Origin of the sequence: Streptomyces sp. CB01249, from assembly GCF_001905735.1 — a bacterium.
Classification (GTDB): Bacteria; Actinomycetota; Actinomycetes; order Streptomycetales; family Streptomycetaceae; genus Streptomyces.
Map to the genome: position 1 here is coordinate 425,153 of NZ_LISW01000002.1, position 18,468 is coordinate 443,620.

23 protein-coding genes and 3 tRNA genes are annotated in these 18,468 nt (G+C 71.5%); 21 read left to right on the forward strand and 5 right to left on the reverse strand.

The window, feature by feature from the left end:
• Window positions 1-95: 95 nt before the first annotated feature.
• From AMK18_RS10345 to AMK18_RS10410, 14 genes are all read left to right on the forward strand, one after another.
• The gene (locus AMK18_RS10345; RefSeq protein ID WP_376455720.1) at window positions 96-518 is read left to right on the forward strand and encodes an NADH-quinone oxidoreductase subunit A; all 423 of its coding nucleotides are present in this window, start codon (window positions 96-98) and stop codon (window positions 516-518) included.
• Entirely contained in the window at window positions 509-1,144 is a 636-nt protein-coding gene (locus AMK18_RS10350) for an NADH-quinone oxidoreductase subunit B (RefSeq protein WP_018101290.1), read from the forward strand. Before AMK18_RS10345 ends, AMK18_RS10350 begins: the two co-directional genes overlap by 10 nt.
• A complete protein-coding gene (locus AMK18_RS10355; RefSeq protein WP_073862600.1) occupies window positions 1,141-1,983 on the forward strand; it encodes an NADH-quinone oxidoreductase subunit C in 843 nt (280 codons plus the stop codon). Before AMK18_RS10350 ends, AMK18_RS10355 begins: the two co-directional genes overlap by 4 nt.
• On the forward strand, window positions 1,980-2,948 hold the full coding sequence (locus AMK18_RS10360) for a complex I subunit 1/NuoH family protein (protein ID WP_018101288.1): 969 nt from the start codon (window positions 1,980-1,982) through the stop codon (window positions 2,946-2,948). Before AMK18_RS10355 ends, AMK18_RS10360 begins: the two co-directional genes overlap by 4 nt.
• Window positions 2,948-3,517, forward strand: coding sequence for a NuoI/complex I 23 kDa subunit family protein (locus AMK18_RS10365; RefSeq protein ID WP_073862601.1), 570 nt, complete (start codon window positions 2,948-2,950; stop codon window positions 3,515-3,517). Before AMK18_RS10360 ends, AMK18_RS10365 begins: the two co-directional genes overlap by 1 nt.
• Window positions 3,514-4,110 carry an NADH-quinone oxidoreductase subunit J family protein gene (locus AMK18_RS10370; protein WP_073862602.1) on the forward strand — a complete coding sequence of 199 codons (597 nt, stop codon included), beginning with the start codon at window positions 3,514-3,516 and terminating at the stop codon, window positions 4,108-4,110. Before AMK18_RS10365 ends, AMK18_RS10370 begins: the two co-directional genes overlap by 4 nt.
• The gene (gene nuoK / locus AMK18_RS10375; RefSeq protein WP_073862603.1) at window positions 4,110-4,526 is read left to right on the forward strand and encodes an NADH-quinone oxidoreductase subunit NuoK; all 417 of its coding nucleotides are present in this window, start codon (window positions 4,110-4,112) and stop codon (window positions 4,524-4,526) included. Before AMK18_RS10370 ends, nuoK begins: the two co-directional genes overlap by 1 nt.
• Window positions 4,523-6,523 carry an NADH-quinone oxidoreductase subunit 5 family protein gene (locus AMK18_RS10380; RefSeq protein ID WP_073862604.1) on the forward strand — a complete coding sequence of 667 codons (2,001 nt, stop codon included), beginning with the start codon at window positions 4,523-4,525 and terminating at the stop codon, window positions 6,521-6,523. The genes nuoK and AMK18_RS10380 overlap by 4 nt, the downstream gene beginning before the upstream one ends.
• A gap of 27 nt (window positions 6,524-6,550) precedes the next feature.
• Window positions 6,551-8,101 (forward strand): complex I subunit 4 family protein, encoded by a 1,551-nt coding sequence (locus tag AMK18_RS10385; protein ID WP_018101283.1) that lies wholly within the window; start codon window positions 6,551-6,553, stop codon window positions 8,099-8,101.
• Window positions 8,098-9,615, forward strand: coding sequence for an NADH-quinone oxidoreductase subunit N (locus tag AMK18_RS10390; protein WP_073862605.1), 1,518 nt, complete (start codon window positions 8,098-8,100; stop codon window positions 9,613-9,615). The genes AMK18_RS10385 and AMK18_RS10390 overlap by 4 nt, the downstream gene beginning before the upstream one ends.
• A gap of 116 nt (window positions 9,616-9,731) precedes the next feature.
• Window positions 9,732-10,196, forward strand: coding sequence for a large conductance mechanosensitive channel protein MscL (gene mscL / locus AMK18_RS10395; protein ID WP_018101281.1), 465 nt, complete (start codon window positions 9,732-9,734; stop codon window positions 10,194-10,196).
• 195 nt (window positions 10,197-10,391) lie between these two features.
• Window positions 10,392-11,255: a zinc metalloprotease HtpX gene (gene htpX / locus AMK18_RS10400; protein ID WP_018101280.1), complete on the forward strand. Its 864-nt coding sequence runs from the start codon at window positions 10,392-10,394 to the stop codon at window positions 11,253-11,255.
• On the forward strand, window positions 11,252-11,644 hold the full coding sequence (locus AMK18_RS10405; protein ID WP_026171283.1) for a YccF domain-containing protein: 393 nt from the start codon (window positions 11,252-11,254) through the stop codon (window positions 11,642-11,644). Before htpX ends, AMK18_RS10405 begins: the two co-directional genes overlap by 4 nt.
• Before the next feature lie 84 nt (window positions 11,645-11,728).
• Complete coding sequence (locus tag AMK18_RS10410) at window positions 11,729-12,001, forward strand: GlsB/YeaQ/YmgE family stress response membrane protein (RefSeq protein ID WP_018101278.1); 273 nt, start codon at window positions 11,729-11,731, stop codon at window positions 11,999-12,001.
• A 2-nt stretch (window positions 12,002-12,003) separates the two neighbouring features.
• Here the strand turns inward: AMK18_RS10410 and AMK18_RS10415 are convergent, their stop codons facing one another.
• From AMK18_RS10415 to AMK18_RS10425, 3 genes are all read right to left on the reverse strand, one after another.
• Window positions 12,004-12,663: an alpha-ketoglutarate-dependent dioxygenase AlkB family protein gene (locus AMK18_RS10415; RefSeq protein WP_073862606.1), complete on the reverse strand. Its 660-nt coding sequence runs from the start codon at window positions 12,661-12,663 to the stop codon at window positions 12,004-12,006.
• A gap of 13 nt (window positions 12,664-12,676) precedes the next feature.
• On the reverse strand, window positions 12,677-13,183 hold the full coding sequence (locus AMK18_RS10420; RefSeq protein WP_073862607.1) for a methylated-DNA--[protein]-cysteine S-methyltransferase: 507 nt from the start codon (window positions 13,181-13,183) through the stop codon (window positions 12,677-12,679).
• 146 nt (window positions 13,184-13,329) lie between these two features.
• Complete coding sequence (locus AMK18_RS10425) at window positions 13,330-13,818, reverse strand: YajQ family cyclic di-GMP-binding protein (protein ID WP_018101275.1); 489 nt, start codon at window positions 13,816-13,818, stop codon at window positions 13,330-13,332.
• Between the two features lie 191 nt (window positions 13,819-14,009).
• Between AMK18_RS10425 and AMK18_RS10430 the strand changes: the two genes are divergently transcribed.
• Window positions 14,010-14,091, forward strand: a tRNA-Tyr gene (locus AMK18_RS10430).
• A gap of 48 nt (window positions 14,092-14,139) precedes the next feature.
• Here the strand turns inward: AMK18_RS10430 and AMK18_RS10435 are convergent.
• Together AMK18_RS10435 and AMK18_RS10440 are read right to left on the reverse strand one after the other, a co-directional pair.
• Window positions 14,140-14,796, reverse strand: coding sequence for an SDR family oxidoreductase (locus AMK18_RS10435; RefSeq protein ID WP_073862608.1), 657 nt, complete (start codon window positions 14,794-14,796; stop codon window positions 14,140-14,142).
• A 34-nt stretch (window positions 14,797-14,830) separates the two neighbouring features.
• Window positions 14,831-16,090 (reverse strand): amidohydrolase family protein, encoded by a 1,260-nt coding sequence (locus AMK18_RS10440; protein ID WP_073862609.1) that lies wholly within the window; start codon window positions 16,088-16,090, stop codon window positions 14,831-14,833.
• 214 nt (window positions 16,091-16,304) lie between these two features.
• On the opposite strand from AMK18_RS10440, the gene AMK18_RS10445 reads away from it, so the two are divergent.
• The 6 genes from AMK18_RS10445 (at window position 16,305) to AMK18_RS10470 (ending at window position 18,449) form a co-directional block, all read left to right on the forward strand.
• A tRNA-Thr gene (locus tag AMK18_RS10445) sits at window positions 16,305-16,377 on the forward strand.
• A 44-nt stretch (window positions 16,378-16,421) separates the two neighbouring features.
• Window positions 16,422-16,494 (forward strand) — tRNA-Met (locus tag AMK18_RS10450).
• An 88-nt stretch (window positions 16,495-16,582) separates the two neighbouring features.
• Window positions 16,583-16,747 (forward strand): 50S ribosomal protein L33, encoded by a 165-nt coding sequence (gene rpmG, locus AMK18_RS10455; RefSeq protein ID WP_003956487.1) that lies wholly within the window; start codon window positions 16,583-16,585, stop codon window positions 16,745-16,747.
• Between the two features lie 133 nt (window positions 16,748-16,880).
• Window positions 16,881-17,333, forward strand: a complete 453-nt coding sequence (locus tag AMK18_RS10460) for a MaoC family dehydratase N-terminal domain-containing protein (RefSeq protein WP_018101272.1) — start codon at window positions 16,881-16,883, stop codon at window positions 17,331-17,333.
• Window positions 17,333-17,761, forward strand: coding sequence for a MaoC family dehydratase (locus AMK18_RS10465; RefSeq protein ID WP_018101271.1), 429 nt, complete (start codon window positions 17,333-17,335; stop codon window positions 17,759-17,761). The genes AMK18_RS10460 and AMK18_RS10465 overlap by 1 nt, the downstream gene beginning before the upstream one ends.
• A 139-nt stretch (window positions 17,762-17,900) precedes the next feature.
• The gene (locus AMK18_RS10470; protein ID WP_018101270.1) at window positions 17,901-18,449 is read left to right on the forward strand and encodes a TetR/AcrR family transcriptional regulator; all 549 of its coding nucleotides are present in this window, start codon (window positions 17,901-17,903) and stop codon (window positions 18,447-18,449) included.
• Window positions 18,450-18,468 lie beyond the last annotated feature (19 nt).

The window sequence follows — 18,468 nt, forward strand, 5'->3', positions numbered from 1 at the left end:
GTTCGTTGCCCGACGCAACTGCTTACCCGTCCTTTACAGGGCCTAGACTCCCGTGCGTACAGATCGTGGACGGGGCTAGGGAGCGAGGGGCGGACGTGACGGGTCTTCCCGGTGCGGCATCGACACCGGCGCGGACGGTGCTCGCGTCGTCGGACTACTTCCACAGCTACTCGGTGGTCGGACTCCTCGCCCTGGTGGGCGTCCTGTTCGTCGCCGTCGCCTTCGGCGCGGGCCGGCTGCTGCGGCCGGTGGTCCCGACGCCGGAGAAACTGCTCACGTACGAGTGCGGCGTGGACCCGGTGGGGGAGGGCTGGGCACACACCCAGGTCCGCTATTACGTGTACGCCTTCCTGTACGTGATCTTCGCCGTCGACTCGATCTTCCTGTTCCCCTGGGCGACGGTCTTCGCGGCGCCGGGATACGGCGCGACCACGCTGGTGGAAATGTTCATCTTCCTCGGTTTCCTGGCCGTGGGACTGCTCTACGCATGGAAGAAGGGCGTCCTCGAATGGACGTGACGAGCCCGTCGTCGGCCGGGGCGGGGGACGAACCCGCCGCCGTACCCACGTTCCTCCCGGAACCGAAGCGCCTGGGCGTCCTGTCCAGGCTCGCGCCGGAACCGATGAAGGTGGTCCTCAACTGGGGCCGCCGCTACAGCCTCTGGGTCTTCAACTTCGGACTCGCCTGCTGCGCCATCGAATTCATCGCCGCCTCCATGGCGCGCCACGACTTCATCCGGCTCGGCGTCATCCCCTTCGCGCCGGGCCCGCGCCAGGCCGACCTGATGATCGTCTCCGGCACGGTGACGGACAAGATGGCCCCGGCGGTCAAGCGCCTGTACGAGCAGATGCCCGAGCCCAAGTACGTCATCTCCTTCGGCGCCTGCTCCAACTGCGGCGGCCCGTACTGGGACTCGTACTCCGTCACGAAGGGCGTCGACCAGATCATCCCCGTCGACGTCTACGTCCCCGGCTGCCCGCCCCGCCCCGAGGCGCTGCTCCAGGGCATCCTGAAGCTCCAGGAGAAGATCGCGCGCGAGTCGCTGGGGGAGCGTTACGCGGAGGCCGCGGGCGCCCGTCCGTCGACGGCGGCGCTGCGCAGCGGCCTGGTGACGCCGCCTCCGGCCGAGGGGGAGGACAAGTGACCGACGCCTTCGACCGCCTCCCGGACGCGGTGACGGACATCTTCGGCGAGGAAGCGACGGCCGAGCAGGCGTACGACCTGCTGACGGTGGACGTCCCGCCCGCCGCGTGGATCACCGCCCTCGAAACCGCCCGCGACGCCCTCGGCTGCACGTACTTCGACTGGCTGAGCGCGGTGGACGAACCGGGCACGGGCTTCCGGGTGTGCGCGCACGTGGCGGCACTGCCCGGCTCCGGGGTCCGCCGCCTGCTGCTGCGCACGACGGTGCCGCACGAGGCCCCGTCGCTGCCGACGGCGATCGGTGTGTACGCGGGGGCCGCCTGGCACGAACGCGAGACGCACGAGATGTTCGGCGTCGTCTTCGAGGACCATCCGAATCTGGTCCCGCTCCTCCTCCCCGAGAACTTCGAGGGCCACCCCCTCCGCAAGGACTTCGTGCTGGCCGCCCGCGTCGCGAAGGCATGGCCGGGCGCGAAGGAACCGGGCGAGTCGGACCACGGCGGCCCGAAGCGCCGCACGATGCTCCCCCCGGGCGTCCCGGACCCGAACGAGTGGGGCCCCCTCAAGGGCCAGCTGCCGCCGGCTCCGGCGCGCCCGGCGAGGCGGGCCCGCACGGCGGGCGACGCGACCCCGACGACCCCTCCGGAAGCCCGCCCGCGCCGCAGCCGCAGCGCGTCCCAGGGCTCGGCGAGCCAGCAGGGCGCGGACGCCCCGTGGCACACGGCGGGCGAAGATCAGCCCCTCCGGCGTTTGAGGAGCGGGGGCCCGGGGGCGGAGCCCCCGGTTCGACCCGACACCGACACACCCGACACCCCCGACAACGGAGGCGATCAAGAGTGAACGACGCCCTGGACGTCGCCCTCCGCATCGTCATCGTCTTCGCCGTCTTCATGGTCCTCCCCCTCGTCGTCGGCCAGACCGAACACAAGGTCATGGCCCACATGCAGGGCCGCCTGGGCCCCATGTACGCGGGCGGCTTCCACGGCTGGGCCCAGCTCGTCGCCGACGGCGTGAAGTTCGCGCAGAAGGAGGACATCGTCCCCGCCGGCGCCGACCGCAAGGTCTTCCGCCTGGCGCCGGCCGTGGCCCTCCTCCCGTATCTGCTCGTGCTGGTCGCGATCCCGATCGGCCCGGGCGAGGGCGCGGTCGGCCAGGTCGTCGACGCGGGCATCTTCTTCGTGCTCGCCGTGATGGGCGTGGGCGTACTCGGCTCGCTGATGGCCGGCTGGGCGTCGGCCAACAAGTTCTCCCTGCTCGGCGGCCTCCGCACCGCCGCGCAACTCCTCGCGTACGAGCTGCCGATGCTGCTCGCCGCCGCCTCGGTGGCGATGGCGGCGGGCACGGTCTCGCTGCCCGGCATCCTCGACGCGTTCGCATGGTGGTGGCTGCCCTGGCAGATCACCGGCGCCCTGGTCTTCTTCGTGGCCGGACTCGCCGAACTGCAGCGCCCCCCGTTCGACATGCCGGTGGCCGACTCGGAGATCATCTTCGGCGCGTACACCGAGTACACCGGCCTCCGCTTCGCGCTGTTCCTGCTCGCCGAGTACGCCGGCATCGTCGTGCTGTGCGGGCTGACCACCGTGCTGTTCCTCGGCGGCTGGCACGGCCCGATGGGCGCCGACGGACTCGGCTGGGTCTGGACCCTGCTGAAGACCGGCATCCTCGCGTTCGTCGTGATCTGGCTGCGCGTGACGTACCCGCGCCTGCGCGAGGACCAGCTGCAGAAGCTCGCCTGGACGACCCTCATCCCGCTCGCTCTCGCGCAGATCGCGCTCACCGGCATCGTGAAGGTGGCGATCAACTAGTGCCCCCGATCCCCGGCTCAGGTCTGGCCAAGGGCCTCGCCGTCACCCTGCGGACGATGACGAAGAAGACCGTCACCGCCCAGTACCCGGACGTGCAGCCCGAACTGCCGCCCCGCTCGCGCGGCGTCATCGCGCTGTTCGAGGAGAACTGCACGGTCTGCATGCTGTGCGCCCGCGAGTGCCCCGACTGGTGCATCTACATCGACTCCCACAAGGAGACGGTGCCCGCCGCGGCCCCGGGCGGCCGCGAACGCAGCCGCAACGTCCTCGACCGCTTCGCGATCGACTTCTCGCTCTGCATGTACTGCGGCATCTGCATCGAGGTCTGCCCGTTCGACGCGCTGTTCTGGTCGCCGGAGTTCGAGTACGCGGAGACGGACATCCTGGACCTCACCCATGAGCGCGACAAGCTGCGCGACTGGATGTGGACGGTCCCGGAACCGCCCGCGCTCGACCCGCTCGCCGAGGAACCGAAGGAACTCGCCGCAGCCCGCAAGACGGCCGACAAGCTCCGCGCCCAGCAGGAACAGCAGGCACAGGAAGCCGCCGCAGAGGAGGGCGACGAGTGATCACCGCCCTCGCGGCCGCCGAGGCGGCCCCCGGCTTCCTCTCCCCGGCAGGCGTCGAGATCGCCTTCGTCCTCGTCGGCATCGCCACCCTCGGCGCGGCCCTCGTGACCGTCACGACCAGGCAGCTGGTGCACGCCGCCCTCTGGCTGATCGTGGCGCTCGGCGGCCTCGCCGTCGAATACCTCCTGCTCACGGCGGAGTTCATCGCCTGGGTGCAGGTACTGATCTACGTGGGCTCCGTCGTCGTCCTCCTCCTGTTCGGGCTGATGCTCACCAGGGCCCCGATCGGCCGCTCCCCGGACGCCGACTCGGAGAACCGCCTGCCCGCCCTCGCGGTCGCCGTCGCCTCCGCCGGCGCCCTGGTCTGGGTCGTCGTGGACGCCTTCCGTACGACGTGGATCGAGCTGGACCGGCCCGCCCAGGGCTCCACCGAGGTCACCGGCGCCTTCCTCTTCCGTAACTGGGTGCTGCCCTTCGAAGCGCTCTCCGTCCTCCTGCTCGCCGCGCTGGTCGGCGCGATCGTCCTCTCCCGCAAGGGCGGCCGGGCAGCGGACCGGGCCGACGCCACCCCGCCCCGAGAGGACGCGCGCTGATGCACCTCGCCTATCCCGCGGTGCTCGCCGCCCTCCTCTTCTGCACCGGGCTGTACGGAGTCCTCGCCCGCCGCAACGCGATCCTCGTCCTGATGTCCGTCGAGCTGATGCTCAACGCCGTCAACCTCAACCTGGTCGCGTTCGACGTCTGGCTCCGCGACCGCCTGCACTCCGGCCAGGCCCTCACCCTGTTCACCATCGCCATCGCGGCGGCGGAGATCGGCATCGGCCTGGCGATCGTCCTCGCCGTCTACCGCAACCGGGGCAGCTCCGCCGTCGACCGCCTCCGCGACACCGCCGAGACCGACGAGGCCGAGACCGTCCCGGCCGGCGACGACGAGGACGACGCCCCCGACCCCGAAGACCAGGCCACTGCTGCGGCAGGGAAGGCAAAGAAGGCAGAGGCCACCCCGTGACCACCACGACCCTCGCCGTCCTCGTCCCCCTCCTCCCGTTCCTCGGCGCGGCGGCCGGGCTGCTCCTCGGTCGCACCGCACCCGAGTACGTGCGCCCGCTCGCCGTCCTGCCCTCCCTCGTCTCGCTCGTCCTCGCGGCCACCGTGGCCGCGCGCCAGGGCGGCGGCCGGGCCATCGACGCGGCGACCCAGCTCACCCCCACCGGCTCCGTCCCCATCGACCTCGCGCTGCACCTCGACGGCTTCGCCGTCCTCGTCGCCGTGCTGGTCGCCCTGGTCGCGAGCTGCGTGCAGATCTACTCGACCGCGTATCTCCGCGACGACCCCCGCTACCCCTCGTACGCGGCGCTGGTCTCCCTCTTCACCTCCGCGATGCTGCTCGTCGTCTACTCCGGCGACCTGATGGTGCTGCTGGTCGGCTGGGAGGTCATGGGCATCTGCTCGTACTTCCTGGTCGGCCACTACTGGGAGACGCCCGAGGCGCGCGCCGCGTCCCTGAAGGCGTTCCTGGTCACCAAGCTGGGCGACGTCCCCTTCCTCATCGGCCTGTTCGCGCTCGCCGCCGACACCGGCTCCTTCCGCATCACCCGCATCCTGGGCGCCGTCGCCCACGGCGGCCTCGATCACCCCACCCTCATCGCGCTCCTCCTCCTGGCCGGGGTCGCGGGCAAGTCCGCGCAGTTCCCCCTGCACACCTGGCTCCCCGACGCCATGGCCGGCCCCACCCCCGTCTCGGCGCTGATCCACGCGGCGACGATGGTCGCCGCCGGCATCTACTTCGTCGCCCGGCTCCTCCCCGTCTTCGCGGCCTCCGGCGCGGCCCTGGTCGTCCTCGCCCTGATGGCGGCCGTCACCATGATCGGGTCCGGGCTCGCCGCGCTCGCCCAGGACGACATCAAGCGCGTCCTCGCCTACTCGACCATCGGGCAGCTCGGCTACATGTCGGGCGCCCTGGCCGTCGGCGACCGGGGGGCCGCCGTCTTCCACCTCATCTCGCACGGTGCCTTCAAGGCGGTCCTCTTCCTCGCGGCCGGCGTCGTCATCCACGCCGCCGGCACCAACTCACTGGCCGCCATGTCCCGGATGAGCGGCCTCGCCCGCCGCATCCCGGACGCCTACTGGACGATGACCGTCGCGCTGCTCGCGCTCGCCGCCATCCCCCCGTTCGCCGGCTTCTTCTCCAAGGAAGCCGTCCTCGTCGCCGCCGAGCACACCGCCCTCGGTGACCGGCACGTCGCCCCGGCCGCCGCCGGCTGGACGGTCCTCGTCGCCGGGCTGCTGGCCGCCGTGCTCACCGCCGCCTACGCCACCCGCCTCTGGCTCCTCGCCTTCCGCGGCCGGGGCGCCGAGGCCCCCGACCACGGCAGGCAGCCCGCCGCCATGACCGCCGTCCTGTGGGTCCTGGCCGTCCCGACCATCGCCCTCGGGCTGAGCGTCGGCGTCATCGGCGACTGGTTCGACGGCCACCGCCTCGTCCCCTCGCTGACCACCGCGGTCCTGTCCACCGGTGTCGGCCTCGTCGGCGGCCTGGTCACCTACGCGGCCTGGCGCCACACCACCGCGCTCGCCGCCCGCGTCCCCATGGGCTCGGTCGTCGCCCACCCGGACGCGGAACCGGCCCTCGTGGAGATCGAGGCCATCGAGGCCCGCACCGCCGCCTACGGCCCGGCCGGGGACGCCCCCGACCCCGCCGACCCCGGACGCCTGCTGCTCGGCCCGCTCCACCGCCACGCGGCCACCGGCTTCCACCTCGACGCCCTGTACGCGGCGCTGTTCGTCCGCCCCGTCCAGGCCGCGGCCCGCCTCGTCCGCTTCCTGGACCGCGAGGTCGTCGAGACCTACGTACGCGGCTCCGCCACCGGCGCACGCTGGCTCGGCACGGCCGTCCGGCGCGCCCAGACCGGCAATGTGCAGACCTACCTCAGCGCACTGCTGGCCGGTTCCCTGGTCCTGGCGGTCGCCGCCGTCGTCTTCGCCAACGTCAACGCGGGGTCCTGAGCCGTGATCGATATCAGCGCATCCGTGATGCAGTTCCTTCTGGCGTTCGTCGTCGTCGGCCCGCTCATCGGGGCCGTCGCCGCCCTGCTCCCCGCCCCGCCCGGGCTGAAGGGCCGCAGCCCCGACCAGGCCGTGCTCCGCCACGGCGTGACCGTCACCGGGGTCATCCTCCTGGCGACCCTGGTGCTGGCCGCCGGCTTCGACCACGACCACCCGTCGAAGATGCAGGCCACCACCGACATCAGCTGGATCCCGGCGCTCGACGTGCGCATCCACCTCGGCATCGACGGCATCTCGCTCCCCCTGCTCGTCCTGACCGCGCTGCTGACCTTCCTCTGCGCGCTCTACAGCTACTTCAAGCTGCCCGAAGGCCCCTCCCCGAAGGCGTTCGTCGCGCTGGTCCTCCTCCTGGAGTCCGGCACCCTCGCCACCTTCGCCGTCCTCGACCTGATCCTGTTCTTCCTGGCGTTCGAGATGGTGCTCATCCCGATGTACTTCCTGATCGCCCGATGGGGCGGTGCGGGGAGGCAGGCGGCCGCCTGGAAGTTCATCCTCTACACACTGCTCGGCTCGGTCGTCATGCTGCTGGGCCTGCTCCTCATCGGACTGAAGAGCGGCACCTTCGACATGGTGGCACTCGCCACTGACAACGGCCGCGGGCTCACCTCGTCCGTGCAGGTCACCGCCGTTCTGGCGATCGGGATCGGGCTCGCCGTGAAGACCCCGATGTGGCCGCTCCACAGCTGGCTGCCCGACGCCCACACCGCCGCCCCGACCGTCGGCTCCGTGCTCCTCGCGGGCGTCCTGCTGAAGATGGGCACGTACGGTTTCGTCCGCATCCTGCTCCCGGTCGCCCCCGACGGGATGCACACCTTCGCCCCGTACCTCGCGGCCTTCGCCGTCGCCGGGATCGTCTACGGGTCGCTCGCCTGCCTGGCCCTCGCCCGGCCCGGCGCCAAGGGCGACCTGAAGCGGCTCATCGCGTACTCCTCCGTCGGCCACATGGGCTTCGTGCTCCTCGGCATCGCGAGCATGACGCCCACCGGCGTCAACGGCGCGCTCTTCGCCAACATCGCCCACGGGCTCATCACCGGCCTGCTGTTCTTCCTGGTCGGCGCCGTCAAGGACCGGTACGGCACCGCCGACCTGGACACCCTCGCCGGAGCCACCGGCGCCGCGCTCTACGGCCGCGCGCCCCGCCTCGGCGGCCTCCTCGCGTTCGCCGCGGTCGCCTCCCTCGGGCTGCCGGGACTCGCCGGGTTCTGGGGCGAGATGCTGGCCCTGTTCGGCGCGTTCGACCCGGCCGAGGGGCTGAGCAGGCCCGCCTTCCTGACGTTCATGTCGATCGCCGCCTTCGGCACCCTGCTCACCGCTGCGTACCTGCTGATCGTGGTCCGCCGCGTCTGCATGGGCGCCCAGCGCGACGAACCGCAGCCGATCGCCGACGTCCAGAGCTATGAATTCGCCGCCTGGACCCCCCTCGCGGCCCTCACCGTCCTCGCCGGCCTGTGGCCCGCCGTCCTCCTCGGCCTCACCGACCCGGCCGTGCAGAAGCTCCTCGCAGGAGGCAAGTCGTGACCACAGCGGCCGAGAGCGCCACCAGCCTCGTCCAGTCCGTCGACTGGCTCGCCATCGCGCCCCCGCTCACCGCCGCGGCCGTCGCCCTCGTCGTCCTGGTCGCCGACCTCTTCGTCGCCGAGGCCCGCAAACCGCTCCTCGGCTACGGGGCCGTCGCCGGGCTCGTCGCCTCGCTCGCCCTGATCATCCCGCTCCACGAAGGCGACCGCTCCACCTTCTGCCTCACCACCGGCAGCCACGCCTGCAGCTACACCGCCGACCACTTCACGCTGGTCATCCAGGCCCTCGTGCTCGGCGGCGCCCTGCTCACCGCGCTGCTCTCGATCGGCGACACCCGCAAGCTCCCGGCCGGCGAGTTCTGGTTCCTGCTGCTCTCGTCCGCCGCCGGCGCCGCGCTCCTGCCCGCGTCGCGGGACCTCGCCACGCTGGTCATCGCCCTCGAAGTCGCCTCGCTGCCCGCGTTCGCCCTCGTCGGCATCAAGCGCGGCGACCGGCGCTCCTCCGAGGCCGCGCTCAAGTTCTTCCTGTCCTCCGTGACCGCCACCGCCGTGATGCTCCTCGGCGTCAGCTTCGTGTACGCGGCCACCGGCACGCTCCACCTCACGGACCTGGCCGGGCGCCTCGGCCGCGTCGACCCCCAGCTCTCCACCCTCGCCGGGGCGGGCGTCGCGCTGACCCTGGTCGGCTTCGCCTTCAAGACGGCCGCCGCGCCCTTCCACTTCTGGGTGCCCGACACCTACGTCGGCGCCCCGCTGCCCATCGCCGCCTACCTCTCGGTCGTCGGCAAGGCGGTCGGCTTCACCGGCCTCATCCTCGTCACCGTGATCGCCTTCCCGGCCTACGCGGACGTGTGGGGCCCCGCCCTCGCGGTCCTCGCCGCGCTCACGATGACCGTCGGCAACGTCGCCGCGCTGCGCCAGAGCGCTTCCCGCGCGCGCAGCGCCGTACGCCTGCTCGCCTGGTCCTCCGTCGCCCAGGCCGGGTACCTGCTGGTCCCGATCGCCGCCGCCGCGTACGCCGGGGAGCGCAGGATCGGCTCCACCGTCGCGTACGCCCTGATGTACGCCGTCGTGAACCTCGGCGCGTTCGCGGTGGCCGCCCTGGTCGCCCGTACCCGCCCCGGCAACCGTCTGGACGACTACCGCGGCCTGTACGCCACCCGGCCCCTGGCCGCCCTGGCGCTGGCGTTCTTCCTGCTCTGCCTGGCCGGGCTGCCGCCGGGGATCATCGGGCTCTTCGCCAAGGTCACGGTGTTCTCCGCGGCCGTCGACGCGGGCCTGGGCTGGCTCGCCGTCGTGATGGCCGTCAACGTCGTCGTCGCCCTGTACTACTACCTCCAGTGGACGGCCGCCCTGTTCCGCGCGCCCGCCGACGGGGAAGAGGCCGCGCCCGCCGTACGGCACCGCGTCCCGGCGCCCCTGACCGCGGCGATCGTCCTCACCGCGGCCGCCGGAGTCGTCCTGTCGGGCGCTCCGCAGACCGTGCTGAGATTCGCCGCCGTCAATCTCTTCTGATATCGATCACCTGTTCGAAAGGTGACAAGATCGGCTTGCCCCGGGCCGCCCGCACAGGGCAAGGTCGGTGCCTTGGAACGCGTACGACGTTCTCAACACCACAAGGAGCCAGAGCAGTGCTGAGCGGGTTCAAGGACTTCATCCTGCGCGGGAACGTCATCTCCATGGCGGTCGGTCTCGCCGTCGGAGCCGCGTTCACCGCGGTCGTCACCGGGTTCAGCAACGGCTTCATCGTGCCGCTGATCGGCATCATCACGCGCGGCACCGGCGACTTCAGCAACGCGCACTTCACGGTCGACGGCGTGAAGTTCCCGTACGGCCTGTTCATCGCCGCCGCCATCGCCTTCCTCATCACCGCCGCCGTCCTCTACTTCGGCGTCGTCATGCCGATGGCCAAGGTCCAGGACCGCTTCAACGCCAAGAAGGCCGACGAGCCGGTCGACATCAAGGCCGCCCTGCGCGACTGCCCCCGCTGCTACACGGAGATCCCGGCCATCGCCTCCCGCTGCGCCCACTGCACCAGCGAGGTCGAGCCCGACCCCGAGGCCGTGGAACTCGCGAAGCTCCCCGCCCAGCGCTGAGCGCACCCCACCCCTCCACCCGGACGGCCCAGAGCCCGGACCCACGCGTACAGCGGGGCCGGCCTGGGCCGTCGGGCCGTCCGGACCAGGGAACTCGCTCCCGCCGCCTGGCGTTGACCAGTACGGGAGGCTCCACTGAGCGGTGGGGCCCCACCCGCCAAGGGCTCCCCTGCTGCACGATTTGGAGGGCGTACCGTGCACCGCCGGCACAACGGGCTGAGAACCGCCGTACTCCTCGGGGGCCTGTCCGCACTCATCATCGTCATCGGCAGCTTCTTCGGCCGTACGGGCCTGATCGTCGCCCTCGTGGTGGCGGTCGGCACCAACGCGTACGCGTACTGGAACAGCGACAAGCTGGCGCTGCGGGCCATGCGCGCCCGCCCCGTGAGCGAATTCGAGGCGCCCCAGCTCTACCGCATGGTCCGCGAGCTCTCCACCTCGGCGCGCCAGCCCATGCCCCGGCTCTACATCTCCCCGACCCAGGCCCCCAACGCCTTCGCGACCGGCCGCAATCCGCGCAACGCGGCGGTCTGCTGCACCGAGGGCATCCTGAGCCTCCTGGACGAGCGCGAGCTGCGGGGCGTCCTCGGCCACGAGCTGAGCCACGTCTACAACCGGGACATCCTCATCTCGTCCGTCGCCGGAGCGCTGGCCTCCGTCGTGATGTTCCTGGTCAACTTCGCCTGGCTGATCCCGGTCGGCCGCTCCAACGACGACGAGGGACCGGGCCTCCTCGGCATGCTGCTGATCATGATCCTGGGCCCGCTCGCCGCGTCCGTCATCCAGCTGGCCGTCAGCCGCTCCCGGGAGTACGAGGCGGACGCCTCGGGCGCCCGGCTCACCGGCGACCCGCTGGCCCTCGCCGGTGCCCTGCGGAAGCTGGAGGCGGGGACACAGCAGCTTCCGCTGCCCCCGGAGCCCCGGATCGAGACCGCGAGCCACATGATGATCGCCAACCCGTTCCGCGCGGGGCAGGGGATGTCCAAGATGTTCTCGACGCACCCGCCGATGGCGGAGCGCATCGCCCGACTCGAGCAGATGGCAGGTCCTCGCCCGTGAAAACCATTCTGAACGTCATTTGGCTGGTCCTCTGCGGATTCTGGATGTTCCTCGGCTACCTGCTCGCGGGACTCCTGCTCTGCATCACGATCATCGGCATCCCCTTCGGCCTGGCCGCCTTCCGGATCGGCGTCTACGCCCTGTGGCCCTTCGGCCACCGGGTGGTCGACCGCCGGGACGCGGGCGGCCCGTCCTGCGTGGGCAACGTGCTCTGGCTGATCCTCGCCGGCTGGTGGCTGGCGCTCGGTCACATCACCACGGGCATCGCCCTGTGCCTCACGATCATCGGAATCCCCCTGGGCATCGCCAACTTCAAGCTGATCCCGGTGTCCCTGATGCCCTTCGGCAAGGAGATCGTGCGCACCGACGAGCAGTTCGCCGGCTGGTAGGCCCCCGGACCGCGGCGCACGCAACCACCCGCCCGTCCCCGGCGTCTTGGATTCCAGGACAGAGGGACGGGTAGGTTCGCACGCATGACCATTATCGGCTGGATCATTCTCGGGCTCATCGCGGGCGTCATCGCCAAGATCCTGCTGCCGGGGCGCGACCCCGGCGGCCTGATCGGCACCACGCTCATAGGGATCGTCGGCGCGTTCCTCGGCGGCTGGATATCGTCGCGCTTCCTGGACCGCGAGATCACCAAGGACTTCTTCGACCCGGCGACCTGGGTCGCGGCCATCGGCGGCTCACTGATCCTGCTGATCGCCTACCGGCTGCTCTTCGGCAACTCCCGCGAACGCCGCTGACCTCAGCCGCCCAACCCTGTTTCACGCAACGTCACATTGAGCCGGCCACCGCTCATCCCCGTACCGGGAGGGGCGGTGCCGGGCCGGACCACCGGCACTCCGTGGAACGCCCGGCGTGCCGGACCGCCGAACACGAACAGGTCCCCGGACGCCAGCTCCACGTCCGTCCACGGCCTGCCCCGGCCCTCCGTGTTGCCGAACCGGAAGACACACGTGTCGCCGAGGCTGAGCGACACCACGGGCGCCCCGGACCGTTCCTCGTTGTCCCGGTGCATGCCCATCCGGGCCGTGCCGTCGTAGAAGTTGACCAGCGCGGCATCCGGTGCGTACGCCTCCGAGCCGCCTTCCGGCCCGTACGCCTCCGCCACCGCCGCCCGCCCCAACTCCGCGAGCCAGCCCGGGAACGGGACGACCGGGGCGCCGTTCACATCGTCGGCGGTACGCGAGTAGCGGTACGGCTGCCAGTGCCACCCGAGGCACACCGTCCGCACCGACATGACCCCGCCACCCGGCAACGCGGTGTGCCGCAGCGGCACGGGCCCCCGCGCCCACTCCCGGCACGCCGCCACCAACTCCCGCTGCCGCTCCGGCGACAGCCAGTCGGGCACATGCACGGCCCCCGGCGCGACGACCGCCCGCGACCTGGGGAAGAGCCCGTCCATCAGCGGCGGCCCGTCAACGCCCCGCCAGGGCCCCTTCGAGCCCCAGCAGCCGTTCCTTGCGCTCAAGCCCGCCCGCGTACCCGCGCAGCGCGCCGTCCGCGCCGATCACCCGGTGGCACGGCCGCACGACGAGCAGCGGATTGCGCCCGATCGCCGTGCCCACGGCCCGCACCCCGGCGCCGCTCGCGCCGACGCGCGCGGCGATCTCCCCGTACGAGACCGTCTCGCCGTACGGAACGGCGTCCAGCGCGGCCCAGACCCGCCGCTGGAACTCGGTGCCCCGCCCCTGCGCGTACACCAGCTCGAAGCGCGTCCTGCGCCCCTCGAAGTACTCCCGCAACTGGGCGGCGACCCCCGCGAACGCCTCCGGCGCGTACACCCAGCCGTCCTGGACGACGGTGCCGCCCTTCTGGCCCGGCACGGAGAGCGAGACGAGCGCGACACCCGCCCCGCCCGGGGCCTCTTCCCCGACCAGCAGCAGTTCACCCAGCGGGCTGTCGACCGTCGCGTACATGGTCATGACCGGTCCCTCTCCTCGTCCGTACGACCGGCCGGGAAGCCGGCCGCCACGGACCAGTCTGCTGCGCCCGAACCGCCGGAACCGGCGGTATTCGGACATGCAGTCCGGGCACGGAACGAGGGGTTCCGTGCCCGGACCACGACGTTCTAGCGGTAGTTCGCGAACTGCACGTCGAAGTCGAAGTCCTGGGCCTTCAGCAGCGCCTGCACGGCCTGCAGATCGTCCCGGCTCTTCGAGGTGACCCGCAGCTCCTCGCCCTGGACCTGGGCCTTGACGCCCTTGGGCCCCTCGTCGCGGATGATCTTCGCGACCTTCTTGGCGTTCTCCTGCGAGATGCCCTCCTCGATCGAGGCGAACAGCTTGTACTCCTTGCCGGACAGCTGCGGCTCACCGGCGTCCAGCGACTTCAGCGAGATCCCGCGCTTGATCAGCTTGGACTGGAAGATGTCGAGGATGGCCTTGACCCGCTCCTCGCCGTTCGCCTGCATCAGGATCTTCTCGCCGGACCACGCGATCGACGCGTCCGTGCCCTTGAAGTCGTAACGGGTGGAGATCTCCTTGGCGGCCTGGTTGAGGGCGTTGTCGACCTCCTGCCGCTCGACCTTCGAGACGATGTCGAAACTGGAGTCGGCCATGACGTGTGGCTCCTTGGATCGGGGGTGCTGGAAAGTGCGTACCTGGCGCAGCGGCCGCGTAAAGCCTAGCCACCCGAGACCGCCCGGGCCTCCGAACAATCCGGTGGCGTAGCACCCTCGGTCATCAGGTATTGTTTACGTCGTTGCCAGAGAGCACCGCGGGAAACCCGGACTCGAAGGCGGCATCCCTTGGCGGTGTGCCCGAGTGGCCAAAGGGAGCAGACTGTAAATCTGCCGGCTCAGCCTACCCAGGTTCGAACCCTGGCGCCGCCACAAGCAAGGCCCCCGTTCTTCGAACGGGGGCCTTCTTCGTGGGGTGGGTCAGTTGCCCGCGATGTCCTTCACCGCGACCGTCAACGGCACGTTGCCCGAGATCAGTTCCAGGGTCAGGCCCGCCGTGGCCGGGGTGTCCAGGAGCTCGACCAGGGCCGCCGCCACGTCGTCGCGGGGGACCGGGCCCCGGCCCGTGGAGGCGGCCAGGAGGACCTGGCCGGTGCCGGCGTCGTTGGTGAGCATCCCGGGGCGCAGGATCGTCCAGTCCAGGGCGGAGCGGGAGCGTACGTCCGCGTCCGCCTCGCCCTTGGCCCGCAGATACACGTCGAACACCTCGTCCCCGGCGTGGTCCGGGTCCGCGCCCATGGACGAGACCACGACGTAACGCCGCACCCCCGCCCGCTCCGCCGCGTCCGCGAAGAGCACGGCCGCGCCCCGGTCCACGGTGTCCTTGCGGGCCGTGCCGCTGTTGGGGCCCGCACCGGCCGCGAAGACCGCCGCGTCGGCGCCCCGCAGTGCCTCGGCGACCTCGTCGACCGTGGCCGATTCCAGATCCAGCACCACGGGCTCGGCGCCCACCGCCCTGAGGTCGTCGCTCTGTCCGGGGTTGCGGATGATGCCGGCCGCCTCATCCCCGCGCGCGGCGAGCAACCGCTCCAGCCGCAGCGCGATCTGACCATGTCCACCTGCGATGACAATGCGCATACGACCGACGGTACGCCGGAGCGCGCCGCGACGCTCACGGCCCGCCGGTGGATTCCGGCCGTCCCTGGCGGGGAAGACCGGGCCCGCCGCCGGCCTCCGAGTCGCAGTACTCGCGCACCGCGCTGGTCCGGGCCACCACCCGCCCCCGGTGCACCACGATCCGGCTGTACGCCAGCGACAGCGCCCCGGCCAGCCCGTCCCCGCGTACGGCGAGCAGCTCGGCCGGGAAGCCCGCCTCGACGCGGACCTCGGGGAGCCCCATGACGTGCCGGGCGTCGGCGGACACCGCCGCGTAGGCGTGCTCGGGGCGCAGGCCGCCCTGCGAGGCCAGCAGGAACGCCGCCTCCAGCGGGTCGCCGCGCCCCACCGGGTTGGCCGGATCGCGCAGGGCACCGCTGCCCGCGGCGACCCGCACCCCGGCCTCCCGCAGCAGCCGTACGGGGGCGGCGCCCCGGTGTTCCGTACCGCAGCAGCCGCCCTGGGGGAGGCAGGTGACGCTCACCCCGGCCGCCGCGAGCTGGCCGGCCGCCCGGGCGGCGACGTCGGCGGGGAGGCGGGCGAGACCGGCGCAGGGGCCGATGGTGACCTCCTGGCGCAGGCCGCCCGCCAGCGCGGCGAACCGGGCGAGGCGGGCGGGGTCGTCGCCGTCCAGGTGCAGGTCCACGGGGCAGCCGTGCTCGGCGGCGACCTCCAGGACGGCCTCCACGTATCCCGCCGGGTCCGGGTCGAGGTCCGGGCGGCCGCCGACCGCGCCGGCGCCCATCTTCACCGCGTCGCGGAGCATCGACAGGTTGCCCGCCCCGGCGACGCCGGTGAGCAGCCGGGGGACGGCGACCGGGGTCAGGTCGGCCAGGCCGCGCAGCGAGCGCCGGGCCTGGAGGACGGCTTCGAGCGCCGCCAGTCCCTGGGGGCCGCCGATCCGCACGTGCGAGCGCAGGGCCGTCGCGCCGTGGCCGAGCTGGAGCAGGGCGGCCTCCGTGGCGCGGCGCCGGATGTCCTCGGGCCGCTCGGACACGGGCCCGGAGCCGTCCGCGGTGAGGGCGGTGTCGCTGTGGGCGTGCGGCTCGGCGGGCGCGGGGAGCAGGAGGTGGCCGCGCAGGTCGAGGCGGGCGCCGGGGGCGGCGGTGAGGCTGCCCGCGGTCCCGACGGCCTCGATGCGGCCGCCGCAGACGCGTACGTCCACGACGCGGCCGTCGGCGAGACGGGCGCCGCAGAGCGTCAGGGCGGAGGTCTCCGGGCCGCCGGTGGTGTCGGCCGCGTGGTCGTCGGGCCGCCGCGGCTGGCTGTCGGACATCGTGCTCCTGGGAAGGGGTCAAGATCACGCAGAGTGAGTAGAGCCTAGGGGCGGGCGCGGCCCGGTCGGCGGAGGAGCGCAATAGTCGTACCGGTGCGGCCTTGCTGATCAGCGGTGTGAGGGAGCCCCGAGCGGGGTACGCGACCAGGTCGGGCGGGCACCGGGAAACGGATTTGGGCGATCGGCGACCGAGCGTGTAATGTCTTCATCGCTCGCCCCAATAGCTCAGTCGGTAGAGCGTCTCCATGGTAAGGAGAAGGTCTGCGGTTCGATTCCGCATTGGGGCTCTGGTGATCGGAAACCCCGCTTCGGCGGGGGGCCCAGTCATCAAAGCGGTGTAGCTCAGTCGGTAGAGCAAGCGGCTCATAATCGCTGTGTCACCGGTTCAAGTCCGGTCACCGCTACTAAAAGTAGCCGATTGTGGGGTCGGTCCTTCGATCGGCTACTCTTTTTTGCGTTCATCCGTCCATCGTCCGTCCAAGGAGCACTCACGTGGCTGCCACCGACGTCCGCCCGAAGATCACGCTGGCCTGCGTGGAGTGCAAGGAGCGGAACTACATCACCAAGAAGAACCGGCGTAACAACCCGGACCGTCTTGAGATGAAGAAGCACTGCCCGCGCTGCAACTCGCACACCGCGCACCGCGAAACGCGCTGAATCAGGCTCGTACACGAGGCCGTCCCCTTCGGGGGGCGGCCTCGTGTCGTTGTGCGGCGGGTTTGGCGTTGAATGGGGCCGGACGCCGTCACAGGCCGGCCCAGTCGTTCTTTCATCAGGAGGTTGCGAGTTCATGGCGCTCGACCAGTCCTTCGTGGGACGGACCTATCCGCCCACCGCGCCGTACGAGGTCGGACGGGAGAAGATCCGCGAGTTCGCCGAGGCCGTGGGCGACGCCCACCCCGCGTACACCGACCCCGAGGCCGCCAAGGCCCTCGGCCACGCCGATGTGATCGCGCCGCCGACCTTCGTGTTCTCGATCACCTTCAAGGCCGCCGGCCAGGTCATCGAGGACCCCCAGCTCGGCCTGGACTACAGCCGGGTCGTGCACGGCGACCAGAAGTTCGTCTACGTCCGCCCCGTGCGCGCCGGTGACCGGCTGTCGGTCGTCTCGACCATCGAGGCCGTGAAGTCGATGGCGGGCAACGACATCCTGGACGTCCGAGGGGACGTCCACGACGAGTCCGGTGAGCTGGTCGTGACCGCCTGGACGAAGCTGGTGGCGCGCGCCGCCGAGGAGGCGTGATGACGGCGAAGGTGAGTTACGAGTCCGTCGAGGTCGGTACGGAGCTGCCGGCGCGGTCCTTCCCGGTCACCCGGGCGACCCTCGTGCAGTACGCGGGTGCCTCGGGCGACTTCAACCCGATCCACTGGAACGAGCGCTTCGCGCGCGAGGTCGGGCTGCCCGATGTGATCGCGCACGGCATGTTCACGATGGCCGAGGCGATCCGCGTGGTCACGGACTGGACCGGCGACCCGGGCGCGGTGGTGGAGTACGGGGTGCGCTTCACCAAGCCCGTCGTGGTCCCCGACGACGACAAGGGTGCGCAGATCGAGGTCAGCGGCAAGGTGGGCGCCCTGCTGGACGACCGGCGGGTGCGCGTCGACCTGACGGTCATGAGCGACGGCAAGAAGGTCCTGGGCATGTCCCGGGCCGTGGTGCAGCTCGCCTGACGGCGGGCGGCGGCGCGACGCGATGTAAGGGGCACGGTCCAGGAGGCCGTGCCCCTTACGCGTACCCCGGTTCGCAACTCCGCCCGACACCCGCTTGACGAAGTTAGTGATTGAGTACTAACTTATGGGCATGGCAAGGATGAGTGCAGATGAGCGACGCGAGAGCGTCATCCGCGCGGCGATCACCGAGTTCGCCCGCGGCGGGTACAGTGCGACCTCCACCGCGGTGATCGCCCAGCGGGTGGGTGTCTCGCAGCCGTACCTCTTCCGTCTCTTCCCCAACAAGGAAGCGATGTTCCTCGCGGCGGCCGAGCGCTGCCTCGAAGAGACCCGGCGGGTCTTCGCCGAGGCGGCCGACGGGCTGGCCGGCGAAGAGGCGCTGCACGCCATGGCCCGCGCCTACCAGCAGCTGATCGCCGACGACCCCGAGAAGCTGCTCATGCAGATGCAGATGTACGCGGCCGTCGCCGCCGCCGAGGCCGCCGGGGACCACGAGTTCGGCGAGTCGGTGCGGGCCGGCTGGCTGGAGCTCTTCGACTCCGTCAACCTCGCGCTCGGCGCCGAGGTCAACGACACCACCCAGTTCCTCGCGTACGGCATGCTCGCCAACACGCTGACCTCGCTCGGCTTCCCGGCCGGACACCGGATCTGGTCCGGTTTCTACGCCTCCGCCCAGCCGGTCTCCTGAACGTGTTCGACCCCGGGTT

Bases quoted from the DNA above. Each gene is read 5' to 3' on its own strand.
- AMK18_RS10350 (WP_018101290.1), top strand. From the start codon at position 509: ATGGACGTGACGAGCCCGTCGTCGGCCGGGGCGGGGGACGAACCCGCC.
- nuoK (WP_073862603.1), top strand. From the start codon at position 4,110: ATGCACCTCGCCTATCCCGCGGTGCTCGCCGCCCTCCTCTTCTGCACC.
- AMK18_RS10385 (WP_018101283.1), top strand. From the start codon at position 6,551: ATGCAGTTCCTTCTGGCGTTCGTCGTCGTCGGCCCGCTCATCGGGGCC.
- AMK18_RS10410 (WP_018101278.1), top strand. From the start codon at position 11,729: ATGACCATTATCGGCTGGATCATTCTCGGGCTCATCGCGGGCGTCATC.
- AMK18_RS10415 (WP_073862606.1), bottom strand. From the start codon at position 12,663: ATGGACGGGCTCTTCCCCAGGTCGCGGGCGGTCGTCGCGCCGGGGGCC.
- AMK18_RS10420 (WP_073862607.1), bottom strand. From the start codon at position 13,183: ATGACCATGTACGCGACGGTCGACAGCCCGCTGGGTGAACTGCTGCTG.
- AMK18_RS10425 (WP_018101275.1), bottom strand. From the start codon at position 13,818: ATGGCCGACTCCAGTTTCGACATCGTCTCGAAGGTCGAGCGGCAGGAG.
- AMK18_RS10435 (WP_073862608.1), bottom strand. From the start codon at position 14,796: ATGCGCATTGTCATCGCAGGTGGACATGGTCAGATCGCGCTGCGGCTG.
- AMK18_RS10440 (WP_073862609.1), bottom strand. From the start codon at position 16,090: ATGTCCGACAGCCAGCCGCGGCGGCCCGACGACCACGCGGCCGACACC.
- AMK18_RS10460 (WP_018101272.1), top strand. From the start codon at position 16,881: ATGGCGCTCGACCAGTCCTTCGTGGGACGGACCTATCCGCCCACCGCG.
- AMK18_RS10465 (WP_018101271.1), top strand. From the start codon at position 17,333: ATGACGGCGAAGGTGAGTTACGAGTCCGTCGAGGTCGGTACGGAGCTG.
- AMK18_RS10470 (WP_018101270.1), top strand. From the start codon at position 17,901: ATGAGTGCAGATGAGCGACGCGAGAGCGTCATCCGCGCGGCGATCACC.